Raw genomic sequence first — 25925 nt, 5'->3', positions numbered from 1 at the left:
CAGCGACCGCGACCGGGGCGTACGAGCACAAAACGCCCACTCTGCCCGAAGAGGCCTCGTTGGCGCCGATGCGGTGAGTGCCATCACCTGCGTGAACGGCGCGGAATATCGGTGAGTAACTTGGCAGGATTCTCGATCTGTTCGACACCATTTGCGTCTCGCCGAAGAAGTCCCCGAGCGCTTACTGTGGTGGCCGGTTTGGTCCTGGGACAGGTTGGGAGATCGACTGTGCGCCGCGTTCCGAAGGTGCCCGTCGCCGGGGCGTGTCCCTCGTGATCAAGGCTGTGTTGCTCACCGGTGGCCTGGGGGCCGGTAAGACCGCCGTCGCCACTGAGATCGGCGAGATCCTCCACGAGAGCGGCGTTCCCTATGCCGTGATCGATCTCGACTGGCTTTGCTGGTGCGGTCCTTCGATGGATGTTCACGGATTGCTTGAAACCAACCTTGCCGCGGTCTGGCATAACTACCAGGCCGCTGGAATCCGCCATCTTGTCCTGGCTCGTGCTCTCCTGAAGCCCGGCCACCTGGCAGCTGTCCGCCGGGCGCTCCCCGGCGTCTCCATCACCGTTGTCCGCCTGACCGCCGCACCGGAACGGATCAGGCAACGCCTCCGCTCCCGCGATTCCGGCGCGACCCTCGCAGGCCATTTGTCCGAAATGGATGAGTTCACGGCGCAAGTCGAACGGGCCGCCTTGGAAGACCACATCGTGATGAACGACGACCGGCCAATCCACGAGGTGGCGAAGCAGGTTCTGTCCCTGGTCGGGTAGTCGCGTCCCGGTTATCGGGTGATGGGCCGTGTCCTGATATTCGTGGTTATGCGTGGGCATCGCGTGGTGGGGTTGCGGCGTGTCATGCGTGGGCACCGCATGGCCGTGGTGCGCGGGAGATCGTGGAGGTCGGCACCCGGTTCCTGATCGCGTAGGTCAGGCGGGCCGAGTGCTATTTGCGTGCGGCGCCGCATGGCGGATTCTGGCGTGGTGGATGGGGTCGGGTTCGGTTTGGTGGTGGCTCGGTCGTTGGTCCGCAGGGTGGTGGGGGACTGGTTGGTAAGCTCGTTCGGTGCTCTTGGCTAGGGGAATTCACGCGGTGATCACTGATCGGCATGGCGGGGTCAGCGCCGAGCCGTACACGTCGCGGAACCTTGGCGGGGCGGTCGGGGATGATGTTGACGCGGTTATGCGCAATCGTCGGGATACGGCCGTTGAGCTGGGGGTTGATCCCGCTCGCGTGGTAATGATGCGTCAGGTTCATGGGCGTGATGTGCGATATGTCGCCGAGCCGTTTGGTGATGATCCGCCGCCGTTGGATGGTATTTACACCACTGAGCCGGGGCTGGCGTTGAACGTGCTCGTGGCCGACTGCGCGCCGGTTCTGCTGGCTGATCCGGTCGCGCGGGTGGTCGGTGTGGCGCATTCCGGGCGTCCGGGGACGCAGTTGGGTGTGGTTCTGGCGCTGGTCGAGGCGATGGCGACGCGGGGGGCGGAGCCGTACCAGATGGTGGCGCTGATCGGGCCCGCCGCGTGCGGGCTCTGTTACGAGGTGCCGGCCGAGATGCGGGAGGACGTCGCCCGGACGGTGCCGGAGGCGTGGTCGACGACGCGGCAGGGGACGCCGGCCGTGGACATTCGCGCGGCGATCGAGGCCCAGCTGAAGAAGGCCAACGTCACCGACATCCGCCACGACGACCGCTGCACGATAGAAACGCCGGACCTGTACTCCTATCGGCGAGACGCCCGCACGGGCCGCTTCGGCGGTTTCATCTGGATGGAGTGACGCCATCCGTGGATACGAAACAGAACTCATTGCCCTCAGGATCCTGAATCACCTGAAACGCCCCTTGCGCATCGCGTTGCACAACCCCGACAGGGGACGCCCCCGCGAGCATCGCGTCTTTCGCGGCTGCTTCCACATCATCGACCGTGACATCCAAGTGAAGCCGGTTCTTCGTGACCTTGCCCTCCGGCACCCGCTGAAAGGCGATTCGCACCCCTGCGGGCGGATCCACATACGACCATCCCGGATCGCGATGCACCACCACCCCACCGACGACACGAACCCAGAACTCCGCCAGTTCCTCCGGAACTCGGCAGTCGACGACAATCTGCGCCATAGCCCCCATCATGCCGACCACTGTATGCCGTGGAATCGACCATGCGGAGCGAGATTCGGGTGGGCTTGACGTCATCGGGGGGATCTTCATTGACCACGACGAGCGAGATCCTGGCCATCACCAACCGCGCCGAGCGGGACTCGATCGAATCCCGCTCGGCGCGGTGTCGTCAGGTGGCGAGGACCGTGCCCGCGCCCACCGTGTGCCCGCCCTCGCGGATGGCGAAGCCGAGACCCGGCTCGAGCGCCACCGGCTTGCCGAGGTCGACGGTGACCTCGATCGTCTCGCCGGGGAGGGCGAGTTCGGTGCCGGACAGCGTGACCTCGCCGGGCACGTCGGCGGTGCGGACGTAGAACTGCGGGCGGTAGCCGTTGGCGATCGCCGTGCGGCGGCCGCCTTCGGCCGTGGTCAGCAGGTACACCCGCGCCGTGAAGCGCCGATGCCCCCGCTGGCTGCCCGGAGCGGCCAGCACCTGGCCCCGCCGGACCTGGTCGCGCCGGACACCCCGGAGCAGGATCGCGGCGTTGTCGCCGGCCTCGCCCCGGTCCATCGTCTTGCCGAACGTCTCGATCCCGGTGACCACGGCGGCGACGCCGTCCCGGAGACCGACCGCCTCAAGCGTGTCGCCGAGCCGTACCGTGCCCCGCTCGATGGCGCCGGTCAGGACGGTGCCGCGCCCGGTGACGGTGAGCACGTTCTCGATCGGCATCAGAAACGGGACGTCCAGGTACCGGACCGGCACCGGGACGTGCTCGTCCACGGCCCGGAGCAGCGCCTCGACGGAGGCCGTCCACTCCGGGTCGCCCGCCAGTGCCCGCAGCCCGGACACGCGCACCACGGGCACGTTCCGGTACCCGTGCTCCGCGAGCAGATCCTGCAGCTCCAGCTCGACCAGGTCGGCCAGCTCCGGGTCCGCGCCGTCGGCCTTGTTCAGCGCGACGACCACGTGCCCGACGCCGACCCGGCGCGCGAGCAGCACGTGCTCCCGGGTCTGCGGCATGATCCCGTCGACCGCCGAGACCACCAGGATCGCCCCGTCCAGCTGCGCCGCCCCCGTGATCATGTTCTTCACGTAGTCGGCGTGTCCGGGCATGTCCACGTGCGCGTAGTGACGGGTGTCCGTCTCATACTCGACGTGCGCGATGTTGATGGTGATCCCGCGGAGGGTCTCCTCCGGGGTCCGGTCGATCCGGTGGAACGGCACGAAGTCCGCGCCGCCGCGCTCGCTGAGCACCTTGGTGATGGCGGCCGTCAGCGTCGTCTTGCCGTGGTCGACGTGCCCCATCGTGCCGATGTTGAGGTGCGGCTTGGACCGCACGAAGGCCTGCTTGGCCATGTCCCTTTCCTTTGGTGCAGATTCCGTGTGACCCGCGTGGCTTCGACCCCTCCCCGCCGGGTCACCAGGACGCACGGGAAAGGGTCAGCGCTCGACGCCGTCGAATCGCACCAGGGCACGCGCCGGCGCGCCCGCGAAGGCGGGCGTAGGCAGGGCGGCGTACCGGAACATGGGACAGATCATCCGGTACGCCCCTGAGCTTGGGCAACTCATTTTCCGGGAACTTCCCGTTGAGCGTGGGACGTTTTCCCAGCAAGACGATCTCAGGGGGAGTGATGGGCTGGCACTACCGGAAGTCAATCGAGATCGGGCCGTTCCGGCTCAACCTCTCCCGGCACGGGGTCGGCCACAGCTTCGGCAACCGCCGCTTCCACGTCACGAGCACCCCGGACGGCCGACGCCACGTGACCCTCAGGCTCCCCGGCGGCTTTCACCTCAGCAAGACCGTCGGCAAACCCCGCCGGAGGTACTACTACTAGCAGTTGTCTCGAAATATGGGACATTCTTTCTTGAAATGTAAGACGGCTGCTAATCTCCGGCCATGAGTGTTTACACGCATGGCCATCACGAGTCGGTGCTGCGATCCCACCGCTGGCGTACCGCCGAGAACTCGGCCGCCCACCTGCTCCCGCACCTGCGGCCGGGCCTGTCGCTGCTGGACGTCGGCTGTGGCCCCGGCACGATCACCGTCGACCTGGCCACCCGGGTCGGCCGGGTGACGGCCACCGAGATCGGCGAGGACGAACTCGACCTCGCCCGCGCCGAGGCGGCCGCCCGAGGCCAGGACAACATCGACTTCGCCGTGGCCGACGTGCACGCGCTGGACTTCCCCGACGCGTCCTTCGACGTCGTGCACGCCCACCAGGTACTGCAGCACGTCGCCGACCCTGTCCAGGCGTTGCGCGAAATGCGCCGCGTGGGCCGCCCCGGCGGGATCGTCGCCGTGCGCGACAGTGACTACGACGGCTTCACCTGGTTCCCCTCGGTCCCCGAACTGGACGAATGGCTCGCCCTCTACCGGAAACTCGCCCGAGCCAACGGCGGCGAGCCCAACGCGGGCCGCTTCCTGCTCTCCTGGGCCCGCGAAGCCGGCTTCAAGCAGGTCACCGCCACCTCCTCGACCTGGTGTTTCGCCAACCCCGAAGACCGCGCCTGGTGGGGTGGTATGTGGGCCGACCGCGTCCGCGCCTCCGCCATCGCCCGCCAGGCCCTCGCCTCCGGCGCCACCACGGCCGACCTGGACCGCATCGCCGAAGGCTGGCGCACCTGGGCGGCCTCCCCCGACGGCTGGCTCTCGGTCCTCCACGGCGAAATCATCTGCACCGCGTGAGCGGCTCCTGGTGTGAGCGGCTCCTGGTGTGAGCGGCTCCTGGTGTGAGCGGCTCCTGGTGTGAGCGGCTCCGGCGTGAACGGCTCCGGCGTGAACAGCTCGGTGTGAACGGTTTTGGGTGAGAACGCTCTCGGGGTGGACGGTTCCCGGTGTGAACAACTCTCGGGCGCGTTCGGGGATGCCGGGCGGCGAAGGGGGCGAAGGATCGCCGACCGGCATCCCGTCGGTCACCCCGGCGAAGCGGCCGTCGACCTATGCCCCTGGTCGAAGGATGGTGGTGACTGCACCGGAGTGACGTTCATTGGGCGCCCAGCCTGGCCTCTCCCGTGTACACGTTCATGGAGTTCCCCCGGACGAACCCGAGCAGGGTGAGCCCGGACTCGGCCGCGAGTTCCACGGCGAGCGACGAGGGCGCGGACACGGCGGCGAGCACGGGGATGCCCGCCATCACCGCCTTCTGCACCAGTTCGAAGGACGCGCGCCCGGACACCATCAGCGCCGTCGAGCTCAACGGCAGCATGCCCTCGCGGAGCGCCCAGCCGACCAGCTTGTCGACCGCGTTGTGCCGGCCGACGTCCTCGCGCACGCAGAGCGGGACGCCCCCGGGTGTGAACAGCCCGGCCGCGTGTAAACCACCGGTCCGGTCGAACACCCGCTGCGCGGCGCGCAATCGATCCGGCAGCTCCGAGATCACCGAAGGATTCATGGTGATCGGATCGTCGGCCACCTCCCAGCGCGCGACCGTACGCACGGCGTCCAGCGACGCCTTCCCGCACACCCCGCACGACGACGTCGTGTAGAAGTTACGCTCCAGCGAGGTCGCCATCGGCCGCACCCAAGGCGCAAGCCGCACATCCAAGACGTTGTACGTATTCCGCCCATCCTGCGTCGCACCCGCGCAGTACCGGATGGACTCGATGTCTCCAGCCGCCCCCACGGCCCCCTCACTGACCAGGAACCCGGCCGCCAGGTCGAAGTCATCCCCGGGCGTGCGCATCGTGATGGTCAGCGGGGTGCCGTTGAGCCTGATCTCCAACGGTTCCTCGGCCGCCAGCAGATCCATCGGACGGCTGCCGCCGGACTCCCGGATGCGCAGGATCCGGCGCTGAACGGTGACCCTACCCATCGGACGCGCCCACGTTCTGCACGTGCTGGAACCCGAAGCGCCCCTTGATGCACAGGTTGCCGTGGGTGACCGGATTGTCGTGCGGCGAGGTCACCTTGACGATCCGGTTCTCCTGGACGTGCAGGGTCAGGTTGCAGCCCACACCGCAGTAGCTGCAGATCGTGGTGGTCTGCGTCTGCTCGTCCTCGTCCCACGTCCCGGCCGCGCGCATGTCGAACTCGGTCTTGAACGACAGCGCCCCGGTCGGGCACACCTCCACGCAGTTCCCGCAGTACACACAGGCCGAGTCGGTGAGCGGCGCGTCGAACTCGGTGGAGATCGCCGCGTCGAACCCCCGCCCGGAGACGGCGATGGCGAACGAGTTCTGCCACTGGTCCCCGCAGGCGTCCACGCACTTGTAGCAGAGGATGCATTTCGCGTAGTCGCGGACATACAGCTCGTTGTCCACTTTGGCGGGCTGCGCGACCGTCGCGGCGTCGGGCCCGAACCGTTCCGGGTCCGCGCCGTACTCGTCGATCCACTCGGCCGCGCGCGGTGTGGTGGACAGATCCACCGACGAGGCGAGCAGTTCAAGCACGACCTTCCGGCTGTGCCTGGCCCGCTCGGTCGCGGTGCCGACCACCATGCCCGGCTCGGCCTTACGCGAGCAGGCGGGCGCCAGCGTGCGCGCGCCTTCCACCTCCACCACGCACACCCGGCACGCGTTCTTGGGGGTCAGCGTGTCGCCGTAGCAGAGGGTCGGAATGTCCTTCCCGGCGGCGGCGCACGCGTCCAGGATCGTGTCGCCCTCCGGAACCCGGACGGCCTCGCCGTCGACAGTGATCTCTATGAGCCGCCGCGGCGGGCGGAGCGGAACCGTCATGATGCCTCCTCGGCGAAGACGCCCAGCCGGTCGATGGCCGACTCGACGGCGTTCCACGCGGTCTGGCCGAGCCCGCAGATCGACGCGTCCCGCATCGCCTGCCCGACCTCGCGCAGCACCACGAGATCCCCGGCCGAGCGCCGCCGGGTGAGGCGGTGCAGCGCCTCCTCCTGCCGGACCGTCCCGACCCGGCACGGCACGCACTGCCCGCACGACTCGTCCCGGAAGAACTCGGCGATCCGCAGCAGGAACGGCGGCAGCTCCACCGTGTCGTCCAGCACCAGGATCACGCCCGAGCCGAGCGTGGCCCCGGCGGCCCGGGTGCCCTCGAAGGTGAGCGGGATGTCCAGCTCGTCTCCCCGGACGAACGCGCCGGCCGCACCGCCCAGCAGCACCGCGCGGAGCGTCCCGGTCGCGCCACCGGCGAGGCTGAGCAACTCCCCGAGCGTGGCCCCGAACGGCAACTCGTAGATGCCGGGACGGCGCACCGTCCCCGACACGCAGAACAGCTTCGTCCCCGTCGATCCGCCCGTGCCCACCGCCGCGTAGGCGGCGGCCCCGCCCTTTAGGATCGGCAGCACGTTGACGAGGGTCTCGACGTTGTTGACGACCGTCGGCTTCCCGAACAGCCCCTTCTCCACCGGGAACGGCGGTTTGCTCCTCGGCTCGCCTCGATACCCTTCGATCGAGTTGAAGATCGCGGTCTCCTCGCCGCAGATGTACGCGCCGGCCCCCCGCCGGATCTCGATGTCGAACGCGAACCCCTGCCCGAGGATGTCCTCCCCGAGCAGCCCACGCACCCGCGCAGTGGCGATCGCATGCTCCAGCCGCCGGATCGCGCGCGGATATTCACCCCGGATATAGAGGTATCCACGGGAACACCCGGTCGCGAACCCGGCAATCGTCATGGCCTCGACCAGCGAATAGGGATCGCCCTCCATGACCACACGATCCTTGAACGTCCCCGGCTCGCTCTCGTCGGCGTTGCACACCAGATAGTGCGGACGGTCGAACTGCCGCGCCGTCGCCTCCCACTTCCGCCCGGTCGGAAACGCGGCCCCACCCCGCCCGACCAGCCCCGCCTCCAGGACCTCGCGAATAACCCCGCCCGGCCCCAACTCGAACGCCCGCCGCAGCGCGGCATACCCACCCGCGGCCCGATAGTCATCCAAACTCGCCGGATCAACCACCCCGACCCGCCGCAACAACACCAGCCCAGCGTCCCCGGCCTGCGGCACCGCCACCCGAACCGGAGCGTCCCCGAAGACCCCGGCAACCTCCCGGCAACCATCCGCCAACTCGGCAGTCTTTCGAGGGTCGTCCGTTGTTTCGGCGGTCTCGCGAGGACTATCTGCCAGGTCGGCAGTCTTTCCAGGGTCGTCCGTTGCTTCGGCAGTCTCGCGAGAACCATCCGCTAGGTCGGCAGTCTCCTGAGAGCCACCCACTAGCTTGGCGTTCTCCCGAGGACCGTCCGCCGCCCCGTGAACATTCCGCGGATCATTGGCCGCTACGGAGCCAGCGGGAGAGAGCCAGTCGAAAGCGGACGAGTCGGAGAAGTCGGCAGGGCCGTAGACCGTGGCGGTGGGGTTTTCGCCGGCCTGGAGGGCGAGGGCCGCGGGTGCTCGTTCGCACAGGCCCAGGCACGGGCTCGGCTGCCAGGAGGTTCCCGCCGGGCCGAGGGCGGCCTCGACGTCCCGGCGGACCGCGCCCGCGCCACGCGCCTGACAGGCCAGGTCGGTGCAGACATGCAGCACCCGGGGCGGCCGGGGCCGGACGGACAGCAACGAGTAGAAGGTCGCCACCGAATACGCCTCGGCGGGCGGGACGTTCAGCCGGCGGCAGATGTAGTCGAGCGCGCCCTCGCTGATCCACCCGACCCGGTCGTTGACCGCGTGCAAGGCCGGTAGCAGCTGGTCGCGGCGGTCTTCGGCGGGCTGGGCCGCGAACCGGAGGTCGTCCTCGGTCCTGGCTCCGCCCTCCCAGGCCGACTCCGGCGCACCGAGCAGCGCGTCGATCGCGGCGCGCTCCTCGGCGGCCGGTTCGGCGTCACGGAACCGCAGGTCCATGAGCCGGTCACCCGGCCTTCGCGGCGACGAGCCGATCGACCCGGACGGCGGCGGCCTTGAACTCGGCCGTGCCCGCGATCGGGCAGGTGGCCTCAATGGTCAGCGCGTTCGTGTCGACCTCGTCCGGGAAATGCATGGTCATGAAGACCAGGCCGGGCCGCAGCGCCGGGTCGATGTACACCGGCGCGACCACGCTGCCACGCCGCGAACTGATCTTGACCTCCTCACCCGCCACCACGCCCAGCCGCTCCGCGTCCTCGGGGGAGAGCTCGATGTTCTCTCCCCGCCGCAGTGGCGACGCGAACCCGGAGGACTGCACGCCGGTGTTGTAGGAGTCCAGCCGCCGCCCGGTGGTGAGCCGCAGCGGATACTCCTCGTCGAGCAGGTCCACCGGGGGAGAGTGCCTCAGCAGGGCGAACGGCGCGAGCGGCCCGCGCTTGGCCGGGTCGGTCTCCCACAGTCGGCCGTGCAGATAGGGCGGTTCGAGCGAGTCATCCGACGGGCACGGCCACTGGATGCCCTGCAGATCGGCCAGCCGCTGGTAGGACATGCCCGCGTGCGCGGGGGACAGGCCGCGGACCTCGTCCCATACCTCCTCCGCGCTGTCGTACCGCCAGTCGTGGCCGAGGCGGCGGGCCAGCTCGCACAGGATCCAGATGTCGTCGCGCGCCTCACCCGGCGGGACCAGCGCCTTGCGCACCCGCTGCACCCGCCGCTCGCTGTTGGTGAAGGTGCCGTCGCTCTCGCACCAGGCCGCCCCCGCCGGCAGCACCACGTCGGCCATCTGCGCCGTCTTGGTGAGGAAGATGTCCTGTACCACCAGGTGGTCGAGCATGCTGAGCCGCTTGACGCAGCTCAGCGAGTCGGCCTCGGACTGCACGGGATTCTCGCCGATGAGGTAGCAGGCGGTGACCTCCCCGTCGGCCATGCCCCCCAGCATCTCGGTCAGATTCCGCCCGTACCGCGGCTGGATCGGGGTCTGCCAGGCCGCCTCGAACCGGGCCCGGACCGCCGGATCCAGGATGTCCTGGAAGCCGGGCAGCCGGTTGGGGATGGCGCCCATGTCGCCGCCGCCCTGCACGTTGTTCTGCCCCCGCAGCGGCGAGAGCCCCGAACCGTAACGCCCGACATGCCCGGTCAGCAGCGCCAGGTTGATCAGCGCCCGCACGTTGTCGGTCGCGTTGTGATGCTCGGTGATGCCCAGCGTCCAGCAGAGCTGCGCCCGGTCCGCCAGCGCGTAGGCATGCGCCATCTCGCGGATCGCCGCCGCCGGGACGCCGGTGACCTGCTCGGCCACGCCCAGCGTCCACGGTTCCACCGAGGCCGCGAACTCGGCGAAGCCCTCGGTGGCCCGCTCGATGAAGACCGTGTTGTGCAGCCCGGCATGGATGATCTCCCGGGCCACCGCGTGCGCCAGCGGGATGTCGGTGCCCACGTTCAGCCCGAGCCACCGGTCGGCCCACTGAGCCGTGCCCGTCCGCCGCGGGTCCACGGCGAACATCCGGGCCCCTTTACGGATGCCCTTCAGCACGTGCTGGAAGAAGATCGGATGGGCGTTCCGCGCCGCCGACCCCCACATGAGGATGACGTCGGCGTCCTCCACCTCCTGGTAGGACGAGGTGCCGCCGCCGCTGCCGAACGCCGCCGAGAGCCCGGCGACGCTCGGCGCGTGGCAGGTGCGGTTGCACGAGTCGACGTTGTTGGTGCCCATCACCACCCGGGTGAACTTCTGGCCCACGTAGTTCATCTCGTTGGTGGAGCGCGCGCACGACAACATGGCGAACGTGTCGGGACCATGCGCGGCCACGTTGCGCCGGAAACCCTCGGCGGCCCGGTCGAGCGCCTCCTCCCAGGTCGCCCGGCGCAGCTCGCCGTTCTCCCTGACCAGAGGATGGGTCAGCCGATCGTAGTGCTCGGCACGGTTCCTCTTCTTCATGGGCCCAATCCCTCCAAGCATTGTATACAGCCTACGGTATGCGCGTTCACGCCGATGCCACAAGCCTGACCTGCTCGTCGAGCAGATCGGTGACCGCGTGCACCGCCCGCAGGGTCGGCACCGAGGCGCCGGTCAGGTCGGCCAGCTCCACCACGGCGGCGAGCAGCACGTCGAGCTCCAGCGGTTTGCCCTTCTCCAGGTCCTGCAGTGTGGAGGTTTTGTGCTCGCCGGCCCGCTCCGCCCCGGCCATCCGGCGCTCGATGGAGATCTGCGGATCGCAGCCGACCCGCCGGGCCACCTCGACCGTCTCGCGCATCATCGTCACCACCACCTCGCGGGTGCTCCGGTGCCGGCAGATGCCGGCCATGGTGGCCCGGGTCAGCGCGCTGATCGGGTTGAAGGCGACGTTGCCCATCAGCTTCACCCAGATGTCGTGCCGCAGATCCGCCTCGACCGGGCATTTGAGATCGCCCGCGATCATGGCTTCACTGAGCTCGGCACAGCGCGGCGAGAGCTCGCCGCTGGGTTCCCCGATCGAGAACCGGGTCCCCTCCAGATGGCGGATCACGCCCGGCGCCTCGATCTCGGTCGCCGCGTAGACCACGCACCCGATGGCCCGCTCCAGCGGCAGCGCGGCCGTGACCGCGCCCCCCGGGTCCACACTTTCAATGCGATATCCCTCGTACGGCCCCGCCAGCCGGTGGAAATACCACCACGGGATGCCGTTCTGGGCGGCGACGATCGAAGTCGTCTCGTGCAGCATCGGCTTGATCATTTCTCCGGCCGCGGCGTAGGAGTTGGCCTTCAGGCCCAGGAAGACATGGTCGACCGGTCCTACCTCGCGGGGATCGTCGGTGGTGTTCGGATGGGCGGTGAAGTCCCCACGCGGGCTGAGCACCCGTACGCCGGACTTCCGCATGACCGCGAGGTGCTCCCCGCGGGCGATGAGATGCACCTCGACGCCGGCGCGGTGCAGGGCGGCCCCCACATACGCACCGATGGCGCCGGCGCCAAGAACAGCGACCTTCACAAGCAAGCTCCGTTCTCGCGTCGACCGTGCATTCGGTATACAGTATGGAAAGTTTGAAGGTCAAGGAGTCGCCCATGACTGTCGCTTCCGGCGTCCGTTCCATCCGCACGGACGTGCCCTGGGACCAGGCGCGGCGGATCGCCTACCGCGCCGCCGCCCCGCTCCCCATCGCCGACCTGCCCTTTTCCGGTGCGTATGGCTGCCGGCTGGCCGAGCCGCTGCGCGCCCTGATCCCGCTGCCGCGGGACGCCGTGGCCGCCATGGACGGCTACGCCGTGGCCGGTCGGCCGCCCTGGCGGGTGGTCGGGCAGGTGCTGGCCGGCGGCCCGGCCCACGGCGGCACCCTGCGCTCCGGCACCGCCGTCGAGATCGGCACCGGCGCCCCGGTTCCGATCGGAGCGGAGGCCGTCCTGCCCTATGAGGCGGCCGGCGGCGTCGACGGCGTCGTCATCGGGGAGGCCGAGCCGGGGCGGCACATCCGGCGGCGCGGCGAGGACTGCGCCTGGGGCGAACCGGTCCTGGCGGCCGGAACCCTCGTCACGCCGGTGGTGCTCGGCCTCGCCGCCGCGCTCGGCCACGATCTCCTGCGCGTCCGGCCCCGCCCGATCGTGGAGGTCCTGGTCACCGGGGACGAGGTGGTGCCCACCGGAGTTCCGGGCCCCGGCCGGGTCAGGGACGCGGTCGGCCCGATGCTGCCGGGGCTGATCGCCTGGGCGGGCGGGGAGTCCTTGCCGCCCCTCTACCTGCCTGACCAGGAGGCCGTGCTCACCGGCGTGCTCGCCGACGGGACCGGTGATGTGGTCGTCGTGTGCGGAGCGTCCTCCCGCGGCCCCGCCGATCATCTGCGGGCCGTGCTGGCGGCCGTCGGCGCGACGATCCTGATCGACGGCGTGGCCGTCCGGCCCGGCCATCCGCAGCTGCTGGCCAGGCTCCCCGGCGGGCGGTCACTGATCGGCCTGCCGGGCAATCCCTTCGCCGCGCTGGCGGCGGCGCTGACGCTGCTGGTTCCGATGCTGCGCGCGCTGGCGGGGCGGGCCGAGACGGTGGGGGAGCGCTCCGCGCTGGCCGTGCCGGTCATGGCTCATCCGGCCGACACCCGGCTGGTGGCGGTGCGGCGGTCGGGGCGCGGCGCCGTACCGACCGGGCATGACCGGCCCGGTTCGCTGCGCGGACCGGCGCTGGCCGACGCGCTGGCCGTGCTCCCGCCCGGGTGGGCCGGCGGCCCGGTGGAGCTGCTCGCCCTGCCGGTCGAGCCGGGTCTGAGCGAGTAGCCGAAACCTCTGGACATCCCAGGGACAGGAGAGTAACCATGTTCCTCATACGGTATGCAGTATGGCGTAGACATGAAGCAGAACGTCTCCCGGAAGGACGACACAGATGACGGAGCCAGTGCCGCAGGCAGCGGACGCGCCGGAAACGATCTCCGGCGGCCACCTGGTGGCGAAGGCCCTAAAGGCGGAGGGGATCGACGTGATCTTCACGCTCTGCGGCGGCCACATCATCGACATCTACGACGGCTGCGTGGACGAGGGCATCGAGGTGATCGACGTCCGGCACGAGCAGGTGGCCGCGCATGCCGCCGACGGCTACGCGCGGATCACCGGCAAGCCGGGCTGCGCGGTGGTCACGGCGGGGCCGGGCACGACCGACGCGGTGACCGGTGTGGCCAACGCCTTTCGCGCGGAGAGCCCGATGTTGCTCATCGGTGGTCAGGGCGCCCTCAGCCAGCACAAGATGGGCTCGCTGCAGGACCTGCCGCATGTGGACATGATGACCCCGATCACCAAGTTCGCGGCCACGGTCCCGAGCACGGAACGGGTGGCCGACATCGTGTCGATGGCCTTCCGCGAGTGCTACCACGGCGCGCCGGGCCCGGCCTTCCTGGAGATCCCGCGGGACGTGCTGGACGCGCGCGTGCCCCTGGCCAAGGCCCGGATTCCGGCGGCCGGGCGGTATCGCGCCTCCACCCGGCAGGCGGGCGACCCGGAGGCCATCGAGCGCCTGGCCGACCTGCTGGTGAACTCGGAGAAGCCGTGCGTGCTGCTCGGCAGCCAGGTGTGGACCTGCCGCGCCACCGACGACGCGATCGACTTCGTCCGCGCGCTCAACGTCCCGTCCTACATGAACGGCTCCGGCCGTGGCACGCTCCCGCCCGGCGACCCGCACCACTTCCAGCTGTCCAGGCGCTACGCGTTCACCGAGGCCGACCTGATCATCATCGTCGGCACGCCGTTCGACTTCCGGATGGGCTACGGCAAGCGCCTGTCCAAGTCGGCCACCGTGGTGCAGATCGACCTCGACTACCGCACCGTCGGCAAGAACCGCGACATCGACCTGGGCATCGTCGGCGACGCCGGCCTGATCCTGTCCGCCGCCGCGCAGGCCGCCTCGGGGCGGGTGGACAGCGGCGCGGCCCGGCGTAAGGAGTGGCTGGAGGAGCTGCGCGCGGTCGAGACCAAGGCCTACCAGAACCGCCTGCCCCGCCAGCTCTCCGACGCCCAGCCGATCGACCCCTACCGGCTGGTCCACGAGATCAACGAGTTCCTCACCGAGGACACCATCTACATCGGCGACGGCGGCGACATCGTCACCTTCTCCGGCCAGGTCGTGCAGCCCAAGTCACCCGGCCACTGGATGGACCCGGGCCCGCTGGGCACCCTCGGCGTCGGCGTCGCCTTCGCCATGGCGGCCAAATACGCGCGCCCCGACAAGGAGGTGCTCTGCCTGTTCGGCGACGGCGCCTTCAGCCTCACCGGGTGGGACTTCGAGACGATGGTCCGCTTCGACCTGCCGTTCATCGGCGTCATCGGCAACAACTCCTCGATGAACCAGATCCGCTACGGGCAGGCCGCCAAGTATGGCGACGCCCGCGGCCGGGTCGGCAACACCCTCGGCGACGTGCGCTACGACGAGTTCGCCCGGATGCTGGGCGGCCACGGCGAGGAGGTCAGGGATCCGGCCGACATCCGGCCCGCCCTGGAGCGTGCCCGCGAGTCGGGCAAGCCCGCGCTGATCAACGTATGGGTCGATCCGGAGGTCTACGCCCCCGGAACCATGAACCAGACGATGTACAAGTAGAGGGGACGGCGATGGGAAAGGCATTGGAGGGCGTCCGCGTCCTCGACATGACCCACGTGCAGTCCGGCCCGTCGTGCACCCAGCTGCTCGGCTGGCTCGGCGCCGACGTCGTCAAACTGGAAGCCCCCTCCGGCGACATCACCCGGTCGCAGCTGCGTGACCTGCCCGGCGTGGACAGCCTCTACTTCACGATGCTCAACTGCAACAAGCGCAGCATCACGCTCAACATGAAGAGCGCCCGCGGCAAGGAGCTGTTCACCGGCCTGGTGCGGGAGGCCGACATCCTGGTCGAGAACTTCGGCCCCGGCGCCGTCGACCGGATGGGCTTCACCTGGGAGCGGCTGCAGGAGCTCAACCCGCGCCTGGTGTACGCGTCGATCAAGGGCTTCGGCCCCGGGCGATACGCGGACTTCAAGGCGTACGAGGTGATCGCCCAGGCCATGGGCGGCTCGATGTCGACCACCGGCTTCGACGACGGCCCGCCGCTGGCCACCGGCGCCCAGATCGGCGACTCCGGCACCGGCGTGCACGCCGTGGCCGGCATCCTGGCCGCCCTCTACCAGCGCGGCCAGACCGGCAAGGGCCAGCGGGTCCAGGTCGCCATGCAGCACGCCGTGCTCAACCTGTGCCGGGTCAAGCTGCGCGACCAGCAGCGGCTGGCGCACGGTCCGCTCCGGGAGTATCCGAACGAGCTGTTCGGCGACGAGGTGCCGCGCTCGGGCAACGCGTCCGGCGGCGGCCAGCCCGGCTGGGCGGTGCGCTGCGCCCCCGGCGGCCCGAACGACTACATCTACGTGATCGTCCAGCCGGTCGGCTGGCGGCCGCTGTCCGCGATCATCGGCCGCCCCGAACTGGCCGAGGACCCGGAATGGGCCACGCCGGAGGCGCGGCTGCCCAAACTCGACAAGCTGTTCCAGCTCATCGAGGAGTGGACCGTCCAGCACGACAAGTGGACCGTGCTGGACCGGCTGAACGCGGAGAACATCCCGTGCGGGCCGATCCTGTCCACCCGCGAGCTCGTCGAGGACGAGTCGCTGCGGGCCGAGGGCGCGGTGATCACCGTCGAGCACCCCGAGCGCGGCTCGTTCGTCACCGTCGGCAGCCCGCTCCACCTCTCCGACTCCCCGGTCGAGGTGACCACGCCGCCTCTGCTCGGCGAGCACAACCAGGAGATCTACGCCGGGCTCGGCGTCACCGCCGACGAACTGGCCCAGCTGAAGAGAGACGGAGTTGTCTGAGATGTCGAACGAGGTCGGAGAGATCCTGGAGAAGGCCCGAGCGGAGGGCCGGCTCGCGCTGACCGCCCCGGAGGGCAAGCGGATCTGCGACGTGTACGGGATCGCCACCCCCGGCGAGGGCGTGGCGACCTCGGCCGAGGACGCCGTCGCGCTGGCCGCCGGGATGGGTTTCCCGGTCGTGTTGAAGATCGTCTCGCCGGACATCCTGCACAAGACCGAGGCGGGCGGCGTGCTCGTCGGCCTGGCCGATCCCGCGGCGGTGCGGTCCGGCTACGACCGGATCCTGGCCGCGGCGCACGCCTACGACCCGAACGCGGCCATCGACGGCGTCCAGGTGCAGCAGATGGTGGGCGCCGGCCACGAAGTGATCATCGGCGCGGTCACCGACCCCACGTTCGGCAAAGTGGTGGCCTTCGGCCTGGGTGGGGTCCTGGTCGAGGTGCTGAAAGATGTGACCTTCCGGCTTGCCCCACTTTCAGGTGATGATGCACTCGGGATGCTCGATGACATCAGAGCGGCCGAAGTGCTGCGAGGTGTGCGGGGGGCCGCGCCGGCTGACCGCGAGGCGCTCGCGGGCATGATCGAGCGCGTCGGCGCCCTCATCTCCGACCACCCCGAGATCGCCGAGGTGGACCTCAACCCCGTCTTCGCGAGCGCGACCGGCGCGGTCGCCGCCGACGTCCGCATCCTGCTCGACCCCGAACCGGCCGAGCCGCCGGCCAGGCTGTCCCGGGACGAGATCCTCGCCTCGATGAACCGCATCTTCAAGCCCCGCGCGGTGGCCGTCATCGGCGCCTCCGCGGAGAACGGGAAGATCGGCAACTCGGTGATGCGGAACCTCATCAACGGCGGCTACCAGGGGCGGATCTACCCGATCAACCCGAAGGCCACCGAGATCCTCGGGTTACCCGCCTATCCGAACATGGCCGCCGTGCCCGGCGAGGTCGACGTGGCCGTGTTCGCCATCCCCGCGCAGTTCGTCGCCGGGGCGCTGGAGGACGCGGGCGTGAAGGGCGTGGCCGGGGCGATCATGATCCCGTCCGGCTTCGCCGAGACCGGCAACGTCGAAGGCCAGCGGGAGATCGTCGAGATCGCCCGGCGGCACGGGGTCCGCATGCTGGGGCCCAACATCTACGGCTACTACTACACGCCGGAAAACCTGTGCGCGACCTTCTGCACGCCGTATGACGTGCGTGGCGGTGTGGCGCTGACCTCGCAGAGCGGCGGCATCGGGATGGCCATCCTCGGCTTCAGCCGGACCACCCGGATGGGCGTCTCGGCGATCGTCGGCGTCGGCAACAAGGCCGACGTGGACGAGGACGATCTGCTCACCTTCTTCGAGCAGGACGACAACACCCACTGCGTGGCCATGCACCTGGAGGACCTCAAGGACGGCCGCGGCTTCGTCGACGCCGTGCGCCGGGTCGTGAAGACCAAACCGGTGATCGTGCTGAAGGCGGGGCGGACCGCCATGGGCGCCCGCGCCGCCGGATCCCACACCGGCGCGCTGGCCGGCGACGACAAGGTCTACGACGACATCCTGCGGCAGGCCGGCGTGGTCCGCGCTCCCGGACTGAACGACATGCTGGAATACGCCCGGTCGCTGCCGATCATGCCCACGCCCCAGGGCGAGAACGTCGTCATCATCACCGGCGCAGGCGGATCCGGGGTGCTGCTCTCCGACGCGTGCGTCGACAACGGGCTCACCCTGATGGAGATCCCGCCGGATCTGGACGAGGCGTTCAAGGCGTACATTCCGCCGTTCGGGGCGGCGGGCAACCCGATCGACATCACGGGCGGCGAGCCACCCAGCACGTACGAGAACACCCTCAGGCTCGGCTTGACCGATCCGCGGATCCACGCCCTGGTGCTCGGCTACTGGCACACCATCGTCACCCCGCCGATGGTCTTCGCCGAGCTCGTCTCCCGGGTCGTGGCCGAGGAACGGGCCAACGGCAACGTCAAGCCGGTAGTGGCGTCGCTGGCCGGTGACGTCGAGGTCGAGGAGGCGTGCGAATACCTCTTCGACCACGGTGTCATCGCCTATCCGTACACCACGGAGCAACCGGTGGCGGTGCTCGGCGCGAAGTATCGCTGGGCCCGCGCGGCCGGACTGCTGCGCGGCTGAGCGGGCGGAGGGCCGCACAGAACGAGGGGGCGAATCGGGGACAGGCGGGACCAACCAAACTCCCGAGGAGGTCCATACGTGGACACGTCAAGAACACCGGCGACCGAGCACACGGCTGCCCCAGCGGATCAAGATGAACGAGTATGGCGGGCGGGCAAGCTGGAGCCGATGCCCATCCGCACGCTGCCCGACGCGCCCCCGTCGGTGCACATCCTCGGGCCCACCGTGTTCCTCGTCGCGCTCGGCGTGGGCATGGGCGAGTCCTACATGTGGCCCCGGCTGGTCCTGCTGTTCGGGCCGGAGATCAGATGGCTGTTCCTGATCGGCGTCACCCTCCAGGCCGTCGTCATGCTGGAGATGGCGCGTTACGCGATGGCCACGGGGGAGAGCATCTTCTTCGGCGCGGCCCGGGTCTTCAAGCCGCTGATGTGGTTCTTCTTCATCGTCGCCATCCTCGTCTACATCTGGCCCGGCCATCTGTCGGCGGGCGCGGCGGCGTTCGAACAGATAACCGGGATCCCCTGGATGATCACGGCGGTGGTCGGATTACTCCTGGTCGGGACTGTCTTCAGCCTGGCCAAAGTGATCTACAGCTTCCTGGAGAGCGTGCTCTCGGTCCTGATCGGCGTGCTCGTGGTGAGCACCGCCGTCGTCGCCGCCATGGTCGGCACCTGGGGCGACGTGGTGAACACCATCACCGGCATGTTCTCCTTCGGCTACCTGCCGTCGGAGGCGCTGTCTGCGGCCTGGTTCCCCGTCATCGTGGGCTCCATCGCCTTCGCCGGCCCGTCCGGTATGCAGCAGATGTGGTACACGCTGCATCTGCGCGACTCCGGCGCAGGCATGGGCGCGCACATCCCGCAGATCCGCGGTCTCCGGCACGCCGGCGAAGAGGAGGCCATGCCGTCGCGCGGCTTCATGTTCGACACCGAGAACCCGGAGGAGATGCGCAAGTGGAAGGGCTGGCGGCGCTGGGTCACCTTCGACGCGCTGCTGCTCTTCTGGGGTATCACGATGCTCGTCACGATCTCGTTCACCGTGATCGCCCAGGCCGCGGCCAGGAACACCCCCGGGGTCAAGGACGTGATCGAGAACGGTGAGCGGGAAGCGGCGCTCAACGCGATGGCCGACTCCTTCGCCTCGGCGGGCAGCTCCGTCCTGGGCGTGGTCTTCCTCGGCTTCATCGCGCTGATCGGCATGAACGCCACCCTCGGGCTGTTCGACTCGTTCTCCCGGGGCCAGGCCGACATGACCTATCACTTCGTCCGCGGCGCCAAGCGGCTGCGCATGTCGCACCTCTACGCCATCTTCCTGTGGGGCGTCATCGCCTTCGGCATCCTCATCCTGCTGTTCGGCCCGGCCGACGGGCCCAGCGGCATTCTCGACACGCTGGCGTTCCTGTCAACGTTCGCGATGGGCGCGTACTGCGTCACACTGCTGCTGGTGAACAACCGGATGCTGCCCAAACCCATCCGGCCCAAGCTCCTTACGAACGTGATCATCGGCTTCGGCGCGGTGTTCTATCTCGGCATGCTGCTCTACAGCCTGTTCGCGTTCGGCGTGGTAGTGGGCTGACATGGCGCCAAGACGATCATTCGGACGACACTACGCGGAGCTCGCTGTCCCGGGGCTGTCGATCGGAGTCGTCGCCGGCGCCATGGCCGGTGGGCTGACCCTCCTCGCGGGGCAGTCCACCGGTTGGGCCGCCGTCTCGGCGCTCGCCCTAGCCGTCCCGCTCGGCCTCCTCGGCGCCGGGTACGGCATGCTGCTCGGCCCCCGCTCCTTCGGCGGCAGGTTCAGCGGCCTGTTCCGGCCCGGCGTCTTCGCCCCGGCCGGGGTCTACTGGCTCATCGGCTTCCCACTGGCCCGGCTGGTCCAGGAGACGGCCGCCGGTCTCGTCCTGCACGGGCAGGTCTACCTGTCCGGCGGCCTGGGCGGCTTCCTCGCCTACCAGGCCATGGTCAGCCTCGGCTTCGCGATCGGCTTCCTGTGGCTGCACGAGCGCTTCATGCCGCCGTGGCTGATGCGGGTGGCCGGCCACAACCCCGAAGCCGCGCTACTGCTCCGGCGGTATGTGGAACACGCCGAGACACTGTCGCGCGCCCGTGACCGGCGGCGGGCCAAGCCGAAGAAAGGGGTTCGATGAACCTGCCCACCTGGGTGTGGCTCGTCACGATCGGCGGCTTCGCCCTCGTGCTGGCCCTCGACTTCTACCTGGTCGCCCGCAATCCGCGCGAACCGTCCTTTCGCGAATGCACGTGGTGGGTGCTCTTCTACGTGGCGCTCGCGGGACTGTTCGGCGGCGGGTTGCTGCTCGTGGCCGGGCCGGCCCGAGGCGGCGAGTTCTTCGCCGGATGGATCACCGAGTACTCGCTCAGCATGGACAACCTGTTCGTCTTCCTACTGATCATGAGCCGGTTCTCGGTGCCGCGGGAGTACCGGCAGAAGGTGCTGCTGGTCGGCATCGTGATCGCGCTGCTGATGCGCGGCCTGTTCATCGCGGCCGGCGCCGAGGCCGTGGCCAGATTCGACTGGCTCTTCTATCTGTTCGGCGCGTTCCTGGTCTATACGGCGTGGAAGCTCATCGGCCATGAGGAGGAGGAAGCCGAGTTCTCGGAGAACATCGCGATCCGTGCGGTCCGGCGGGTGCTGCCCGCCACCGACGTCTACCACGGCGCGAAACTCACCATTCAGGTCGCCGGGCGGCGGATGGTCACCCCGATGCTCATCGTCATGGTGGCCATCGGGACGACCGACCTGCTGTTCGCGCTGGACTCGATTCCGGCGATCTTCGGATTGACCAGGGAGCCGTACCTGGTGTTCACGGCCAACGTGTTCGCGCTGATGGGGCTGCGCCAGCTGTTCTTCCTGATCGGGGGCCTGCTCGACCGGCTGGTCTACCTCAGCAAGGGCCTGTCGATCGTGCTCGCCTTCATCGGCGTCAAGCTCATCATGGAAGCACTGCACCACGACGGCGTCTCCTGGGCCCCCGAGGTGCCGATCCTGGTCTCCCTGGGCGTCATCATCGGCACCCTGGCGCTGACCACGGTCGCCAGCCTCATCAAGTCCCGCTCCGACACCCGTCGCGCGGCCGTCCAAACCCAGCGCGAACCCGCGGGAGTCGACAACTAACCCCTTTCTGGAACCTTCCGACCACCCTGGCGGGCGGCCCTTCCGGGCCGTCCGCCAGCCCTCTTGCGCCGGTACGGCGAAGTGGCTGAAAGGCGATGCTCGCGGAGGCGAAATCCGCTGGCCGGGTGCTCTTGGTCGGCCTGCCGACGGATCCGGATCGTCGGAGGATTCGCTGGAGGGAGGGATTCGCTTCGGGGGAGCCGGTGGGGGACGCTCGCGAAGGCCGCGGCGGGCATTGGTCCGGCTCTGCCCCTGCTGTTGGTGTCGGGTGCCTGGTCGACCCTGGGTGCTCAGCGGATCGCTGGTGATCGGGTGGCGGCGGCTCGGCTGGGTGTGCGGGTGGCTCAGCGCGAGTGCGGGTCGCCGGAGTGGTCGGCGGGAGTGGTGGTGGGCTGCTGCTCAGCGGCCCAGCGGCGCAGGTGGCGGTCGGCGTCGCGGGCGGAGGAGTAGTTCCGCATCGCGGTCGCCAGGCCGAGGCCCATCGGACGGCCGTCGGCCGTGCCGGTGCGGGGTCTGTCGCGGAGGCCGCGGAGCCGGTTCAGAAACGCCTTCATGGAGGTCACCTCCTTTCCGTTCCATTCTCTACCCGTCGTGTTTCAAGGAAACAGGCGGCCGATGAAAGGCGTGTCAACTCGTGGCGGCGGCGCGCGGACGGCGCCGCCGGGCGGGTGCGGACACGCTCTCCTCGCCATGGCCGGCGCGCTGCTCCAGGTAGGAATGCCGGGTGTGCTCGGTGTGCCGGCGCATGACCTCGGCGGCCAGCTCCTCGTCGCCGTCCGCGATGGCGTCGATCAGCGCCGTGTGCTCGTCCCAGGACGCCCGCCCACGCTGCCGGGCGACCGGCGTGTGATACCAGCGGACCCGCCGGGCGACCTGCGAGGTCAGCTCGGCCAGGACCTGGTTGCCGGACAGCGCGGTCACCGCGGCGTGCAGTTCCGAGTTGGCGGCCACCGAGCCGTCCACGTCGTCGGACTCGAACGCGGCCAGCCCGCGGGCGCACAACATCCGCAGCTGCGCCACGCCCGGTTCGTCCGAGTTGCGCGCGGCCAGGCGCGCGGACTCGGTCTCCAGCAGCGTGCGCACGGCCAGCAGCTGGTCGGCCTCGGCCACGGTCGGGGCGTGCACGAACGCGCCGTGACCCGGCCGCAGATCCACCCACCCCTCACCGCTGAGCAGCTGAAGCGCCTCCCGGACGGGCTGACGGGAAACCCCGAGGATGTCGGCCAGCTCGTTCTCGACCAGATGCTGGCCGGGCTCCAGATTCCCGACGATTATGAGCTCGAGAATCGCTTCGAACACACTTTCCCTGAGCGTCGTGGGCCGGGCGATCTTCGCAGTGGCTCCCTGGTTCGCGAGCATCGTTCTCAACTCCAGAATGGGCGGCTTGTTCGCCGAAAGTCTGACGCCTAACTGTTTGTCGTCGACTGCCTACAGCATACATTCCTGGCACTATGCCCTGAGGTGAGATCGATCACAGCACCCTGATCGGGAGCGTCACCGGCAATCCGGGCCTGCGCAACAGCCCGCACAGCGCCACTGCCCCGATCGACAGTACGGCCGCGACCAGGAAGGCCGACACGATGTCCGCTGCCCCCCAGATCGCCAGACCCACCCCGGCGGCCCCCGCGACGGCCTTGGCGGAGTAGACCACACCGTGAATACCCGACATGCGCTCATCACCGAAATATTCACGAACCAGCGACGCGACCAGCGGGTAGCAGGCCCCGCTCCCGATCCCGGCGAGGCCCACTCCGGCCAGGGCCAGAAACCCCACACCGATCCCGGCATCCGTCGCCCCGATCGACACCGCCGCCCCCGCCGCACGGGAGGCCGCCGCCCCGGCGCGGGCTGCCAGCCCGGCCAGGGCCAGCAGGGCCTGTCCCGCGCCCAGCGACAGCAGGACGAGCGAGAGGATCCGGGGCCGGCCGAACCGCTCGGCGAGCAGGATCGCGGCGGACCTTCCCGCGCCGTTGAGCAGCAGCATCAAGGCGATGAGGGCGGCGATGACCGGCCCCGCGGCGTCCAGCGTGACCGCCAGGGTGATGACGTTGAAGATCCCGATCGCCCCCGCGACCACCAGGATCAACGCCAGAACGGCCAGGCATCGGGTCCTGGCCGCCTCGCTGAGGGAGAACTGGCGCACCGCCCGGGGCTGGCGGTGCAGAACCGAGCGGTCCAGCGCCCACGCGCGGGGGTCGACTTCCGGCGGCCACCATAACGGCGGCGGGGCGCTGACCAGTGTCGCCGCCGCCGTGATGACGCCCACGGCCACCACGGCCGCGACCAGGTAGGCCGGGCCGAGCAGGTCGTCGTCCAGGCCGACCGCCACGGTGAGGGGAATCGTCCCGTACGCGAACGCGCCGGTCACGAAGCTGACCCGGATGGCCGGGCGGTCCGGGTACCACCGGGCGACGGTCTGCGTGCAGGCGCCGTACACCAGGCCGGCGCCGATGCCGCCGAGCAGGCCGTACCCGACGATCAGGGCCGTCAGCGCGGAGATGGCGGGGGACGGGGTGGGTGATTGGCCGGTGGCCGCGACGGTGAGCAGGGCCGCGCCGGACAGGAACGCGCCAAAGCGGAGCGCGGTGCGGGCCTGGAGCCGGCCGCGGGACAGCAGGATCGCCGTGGCCAGGGCGGCGAGCGCCTGGCAGGCCAGCCAGACGGCGAGCGGGATGAGTGAGCCTGCCAGGGACAGGCCCTGGGCTGCGGCGAGCTGCGGGGAGAGGGCGGCGTAGCCGTACTCCATGGGGGCGATGGCGGCCATGGCCGCCCAGGCCGCCCACCACATCCAGGAAGGGGGACGGCGGAGCAGCTCGGTGGCGGAGGGGCCGACGAGGTAGATCCGGCCCCGCCAGTCGCGAACCTCGATTGCATTGTGCATACTGTATGGGATATCCCAGGTACCGGTTCACTGTCCAGGGCTGGACGGCGCAGATGCCATACGGTATACCGTCTACAGGAACCGGTTGAGGAGGGCTCGATGGATCTGTACGAACATCAGGCGAAGGAGCTGTTCGCGCGGCACGGAGTCCCGATTCCCGGGGGCGCGGTGGCGACCACGCCGGAGGAGGCGGGTGCCATCGCGGCGGAACTGGCGATGCCGGTGGTGGTGAAGGCGCAGGTCAAGGTCGGCGGGCGGGGCAAGGCGGGCGGCATCAAGGTCGCGCCGGGCCCGGCCACGGCCGAAGCGGAGGCGCACGCGATCCTCGGCATGGACATAAAAGGGCATATCGCCCACAGTGTGCTGGTCGAACCGGCCACCGTGCTCCTGGAGGAGTACTACGCGGCCTTCCTGGTCGACCGCGCCAACGGCGCGTTCCTCGCGATGGCCTCCGCCCAGGGCGGCATGGACATCGAGGAGGTCGCGGCCACCAGCCCGGAGGCCCTGGTCCGGTTCCCGATCGATCCGCTGACCGGGGTCGATCAGCGCGTGGCGCGGCTGATCGCGGACCAGGCCGGGTTACCCGAGGAGATCCGCGCGGAGATCGCCGACGTCCTGGTCCGGCTCTGGCGGGTGATGGTCGAGGAGGACGCGGTCCTCGTCGAGGTCAACCCCCTCGCCCGCACCGCCGACGGCCGCGTGATCGCCCTGGACGGCAAGGTCACCCTGGACGAGAACGCCTCCTTCCGGCATCCGGCGGCGGAGCCTGAGCCGGGCCACGGCGACGACCTCGAAAGCCGGGCCAAGGCCAAGGGCCTCAATTACGTGAAGCTGGACGGCGAGGTCGGCGTGATCGGGAACGGCGCCGGGCTGGTGATGAGCACGCTCGACGTGGTCGCCCAGGCGGGCGCCCGCCCGGCGAACTTCCTGGACATCGGCGGCGGCGCGTCCGCCCAGATCATGGCCGACGGGCTGGGGATCATCCTGTCCGACCCGGACGTGAAATCGGTGCTGGTCAACGTGTTCGGCGGGATCACGGCCTGCGACGCGGTCGCGGACGGGATCGTCGCCGCGCTCGACTCACTCGGGGAGCGCGGTCACGGGCACCCGATCGTCGTCCGGTTGGACGGCAACAACGCGGAGGCCGGCCGGCTGATCCTCAGCCGGGCCGCGCATCCCTCCGTCCGGCAGGTCCCGACCATGGACGGCGCCGCCGAAGAGGCGGCCCGGCTGGCCCGTTCGGCTGCGTGAGGAGCGGTAAACAATGGCGATCTTCCTGACCAAAGACAGCAGAGTGCTCGTGCAGGGCATGACGGGCGCCGAGGGAAGCCGGCACACCGCCCGCATGGTGGCCGCCGGAACCACGGTGGTCGCCGGGGTGACTCCGGGCAAGGGCGGGTCCACGCATCAGGGCATTCCGGTCTTCTCCGGCGTAGCGGAGGCCATGGAGGCGACCGGCGCGGACGTCTCCGTGGTCTTCGTGCCGCCCAAGTTCGCCAAGGGAGCCGTTCTCGAGGCGGTGGACGCCGGGATCGGGCTCTGCGTGGTCATCACTGAAGGCGTGCCCGTGCACGACACCCTGACGTTCCTGGCCCGCGCCCGCGCCTCCGGCCGAACCCGGATCATCGGCCCGAACTGCCCCGGGCTGATCACCCCCGGCTTCTCGAAT

Annotated in this window: 23 protein-coding genes; 13 read left to right on the top strand and 10 right to left on the bottom strand. The window is 69.7% G+C overall.

Annotated features, from left to right (window positions below; genetic code table 11):
- Positions 1 to 263 precede the first annotated feature (263 nt).
- Together Acor_RS19055 and pgeF are read left to right on the top strand one after the other, a co-directional pair.
- Positions 264 to 770 carry a nucleoside/nucleotide kinase family protein gene (locus tag Acor_RS19055; protein ID WP_155338038.1) on the top strand — a complete coding sequence of 169 codons (507 nt, stop codon included), beginning with the start codon at positions 264 to 266 and terminating at the stop codon, positions 768 to 770.
- Positions 771 to 1080: 310 nt separating this feature from the next.
- Positions 1081 to 1776 (top strand): peptidoglycan editing factor PgeF, encoded by a 696-nt coding sequence (gene pgeF, locus Acor_RS19050; RefSeq protein WP_155338145.1) that lies wholly within the window; start codon positions 1081 to 1083, stop codon positions 1774 to 1776.
- Here pgeF and Acor_RS19045 read toward each other — a convergent pair.
- On the bottom strand, positions 1760 to 2113 hold the full coding sequence (locus Acor_RS19045; RefSeq protein WP_218034365.1) for a VOC family protein: 354 nt from the start codon (positions 2111 to 2113) through the stop codon (positions 1760 to 1762). The two genes, pgeF and Acor_RS19045, sit on opposite strands and share 17 nt — an antisense overlap.
- A 169-nt stretch (positions 2114 to 2282) precedes the next feature.
- Complete coding sequence (gene tuf / locus Acor_RS19040) at positions 2283 to 3449, bottom strand: elongation factor Tu (RefSeq protein WP_155338036.1); 1167 nt, start codon at positions 3447 to 3449, stop codon at positions 2283 to 2285.
- Positions 3450 to 3685: 236 nt separating this feature from the next.
- On the opposite strand from tuf, the gene Acor_RS19035 reads away from it, so the two are divergent.
- Positions 3686 to 3928, top strand: a complete 243-nt coding sequence (locus Acor_RS19035; RefSeq protein ID WP_246238769.1) for a DUF4236 domain-containing protein — start codon at positions 3686 to 3688, stop codon at positions 3926 to 3928.
- A 62-nt stretch (positions 3929 to 3990) separates the two neighbouring features.
- Positions 3991 to 4779 (top strand): class I SAM-dependent methyltransferase, encoded by a 789-nt coding sequence (locus tag Acor_RS19030; protein WP_155338035.1) that lies wholly within the window; start codon positions 3991 to 3993, stop codon positions 4777 to 4779.
- 298 nt (positions 4780 to 5077) lie between these two features.
- On the opposite strand, the gene fdhD is transcribed toward Acor_RS19030, so the two are convergent.
- From fdhD to Acor_RS19005, 5 genes are read right to left on the bottom strand one after another with little or no spacing between them, the layout of a single operon-like run.
- A complete protein-coding gene (gene fdhD, locus Acor_RS19025; protein WP_155338034.1) occupies positions 5078 to 5905 on the bottom strand; it encodes a formate dehydrogenase accessory sulfurtransferase FdhD in 828 nt (275 codons plus the stop codon).
- On the bottom strand, positions 5898 to 6767 hold the full coding sequence (locus tag Acor_RS19020; protein ID WP_218034364.1) for a 2Fe-2S iron-sulfur cluster-binding protein: 870 nt from the start codon (positions 6765 to 6767) through the stop codon (positions 5898 to 5900). The genes fdhD and Acor_RS19020 overlap by 8 nt, the downstream gene beginning before the upstream one ends.
- Positions 6764 to 8833, bottom strand: coding sequence for an NAD(P)H-dependent oxidoreductase subunit E (locus tag Acor_RS19015; protein ID WP_155338033.1), 2070 nt, complete (start codon positions 8831 to 8833; stop codon positions 6764 to 6766). The genes Acor_RS19020 and Acor_RS19015 overlap by 4 nt, the downstream gene beginning before the upstream one ends.
- A gap of 7 nt (positions 8834 to 8840) precedes the next feature.
- Positions 8841 to 10769, bottom strand: coding sequence for a molybdopterin oxidoreductase family protein (locus Acor_RS19010; RefSeq protein ID WP_155338032.1), 1929 nt, complete (start codon positions 10767 to 10769; stop codon positions 8841 to 8843).
- Positions 10770 to 10815: 46 nt separating this feature from the next.
- Positions 10816 to 11799: a 2-dehydropantoate 2-reductase gene (locus tag Acor_RS19005; protein WP_155338031.1), complete on the bottom strand. Its 984-nt coding sequence runs from the start codon at positions 11797 to 11799 to the stop codon at positions 10816 to 10818.
- A 74-nt stretch (positions 11800 to 11873) separates the two neighbouring features.
- Here Acor_RS19005 and Acor_RS19000 point away from each other — a divergent pair, with 74 nt between their 5' ends.
- The 7 genes from Acor_RS19000 (at position 11874) to Acor_RS18970 (ending at position 21375) form a co-directional block, all read left to right on the top strand.
- The gene (locus Acor_RS19000; protein WP_155338030.1) at positions 11874 to 13070 is read left to right on the top strand and encodes a molybdopterin molybdotransferase MoeA; all 1197 of its coding nucleotides are present in this window, start codon (positions 11874 to 11876) and stop codon (positions 13068 to 13070) included.
- A gap of 106 nt (positions 13071 to 13176) precedes the next feature.
- Positions 13177 to 14877, top strand: coding sequence for a thiamine pyrophosphate-binding protein (locus Acor_RS18995; protein ID WP_155338029.1), 1701 nt, complete (start codon positions 13177 to 13179; stop codon positions 14875 to 14877).
- Positions 14878 to 14888: 11 nt separating this feature from the next.
- Positions 14889 to 16115 carry a formyl-CoA transferase gene (gene frc / locus Acor_RS18990; protein WP_155338028.1) on the top strand — a complete coding sequence of 409 codons (1227 nt, stop codon included), beginning with the start codon at positions 14889 to 14891 and terminating at the stop codon, positions 16113 to 16115.
- Between the two features lies 1 nt (position 16116).
- Positions 16117 to 18243 carry an acetate--CoA ligase family protein gene (locus Acor_RS18985; RefSeq protein ID WP_155338027.1) on the top strand — a complete coding sequence of 709 codons (2127 nt, stop codon included), beginning with the start codon at positions 16117 to 16119 and terminating at the stop codon, positions 18241 to 18243.
- Positions 18244 to 18411: 168 nt separating this feature from the next.
- Positions 18412 to 19818, top strand: a complete 1407-nt coding sequence (locus Acor_RS18980) for an Nramp family divalent metal transporter (protein ID WP_155338026.1) — start codon at positions 18412 to 18414, stop codon at positions 19816 to 19818.
- Between the two features lie 82 nt (positions 19819 to 19900).
- Complete coding sequence (locus tag Acor_RS18975) at positions 19901 to 20389, top strand: hypothetical protein (RefSeq protein WP_246238766.1); 489 nt, start codon at positions 19901 to 19903, stop codon at positions 20387 to 20389.
- Entirely contained in the window at positions 20386 to 21375 is a 990-nt protein-coding gene (locus tag Acor_RS18970) for a TerC family protein (RefSeq protein WP_155338024.1), read from the top strand. The genes Acor_RS18975 and Acor_RS18970 overlap by 4 nt, the downstream gene beginning before the upstream one ends.
- Positions 21376 to 21719: 344 nt before the next feature.
- Here Acor_RS18970 and Acor_RS18965 read toward each other — a convergent pair whose 3' ends face one another.
- The 3 genes from Acor_RS18965 to Acor_RS18955 form a co-directional block, all read right to left on the bottom strand.
- Positions 21720 to 21929, bottom strand: a complete 210-nt coding sequence (locus Acor_RS18965) for a hypothetical protein (protein ID WP_155338023.1) — start codon at positions 21927 to 21929, stop codon at positions 21720 to 21722.
- 73 nt (positions 21930 to 22002) lie between these two features.
- A complete protein-coding gene (locus tag Acor_RS18960) occupies positions 22003 to 22734 on the bottom strand; it encodes a GntR family transcriptional regulator (RefSeq protein WP_155338022.1) in 732 nt (243 codons plus the stop codon).
- 112 nt (positions 22735 to 22846) lie between these two features.
- The gene (locus tag Acor_RS18955) at positions 22847 to 24256 is read right to left on the bottom strand and encodes an MFS transporter (RefSeq protein ID WP_155338021.1); all 1410 of its coding nucleotides are present in this window, start codon (positions 24254 to 24256) and stop codon (positions 22847 to 22849) included.
- A gap of 99 nt (positions 24257 to 24355) precedes the next feature.
- Between Acor_RS18955 and sucC the strand changes: the two genes are divergently transcribed.
- The gene (gene sucC / locus Acor_RS18950; protein ID WP_155338020.1) at positions 24356 to 25507 is read left to right on the top strand and encodes an ADP-forming succinate--CoA ligase subunit beta; all 1152 of its coding nucleotides are present in this window, start codon (positions 24356 to 24358) and stop codon (positions 25505 to 25507) included.
- A gap of 13 nt (positions 25508 to 25520) precedes the next feature.
- Positions 25521 to 25925 (top strand): CoA-binding protein (locus Acor_RS18945; protein ID WP_174876166.1); only part of this gene is annotated, 405 nt, incomplete at its 3' end.

The sequence above is a fragment of the Acrocarpospora corrugata genome, from assembly GCF_009687845.1.
Classification (GTDB): Bacteria; Actinomycetota; Actinomycetes; order Streptosporangiales; family Streptosporangiaceae; genus Acrocarpospora; species Acrocarpospora corrugata.
This window is presented reverse-complemented; position numbering and strand designations above follow the sequence as displayed.